Source organism: Leucobacter sp. wl10, from assembly GCF_003569785.1.
Taxonomy (GTDB): Bacteria; Actinomycetota; Actinomycetes; order Actinomycetales; family Microbacteriaceae; genus Leucobacter.
Genome location: NZ_KZ984050.1, coordinates 1 through 334, shown reverse-complemented (window position 1 = coordinate 334; position 334 = coordinate 1). Strand labels below are relative to the sequence as shown.

Below are 334 nucleotides of genomic sequence, written 5' to 3'. Positions count from 1 at the left end.
GAGTTGCCGGTGCAGACGAACACCACCCGCCGCACCCCGAGCCCCGGCGACGGGGTCAGCCCCGAGAACGCGTCGGGGGCGAGGTGCAGGTAGGTGCGGCGCCGGTCGGCCTCAGACCGAGTGCGCACCAGGAATCCGGCGTGCTCGAGCTGGTTCAGGTGATGCGCGAGCAAGCTGGACGAGATTCCCAGCCCGGCTTGCAGCTCGACCGGGGCGACATCGCCCAGGGTCAGTAGGTCCATGATCCGCAGTCGCACCGGATCGGCCAGCGCCGCATACCGCGCCACTCGCCCCGTCAAGTCAGTTCGCTCAATGTTCATTACCTCAATAGTGA

1 protein-coding gene is annotated in these 334 nt (G+C 67.4%); it reads right to left on the bottom strand.

What is annotated here, in order from left to right; translation table 11 throughout:
* Positions 1–320 (bottom strand): ArsR/SmtB family transcription factor (locus D1J51_RS17740; protein WP_162903938.1); only part of this gene is annotated, 320 nt, incomplete at its 3' end.
* Positions 321–334: the final 14 nt, after the last annotated feature.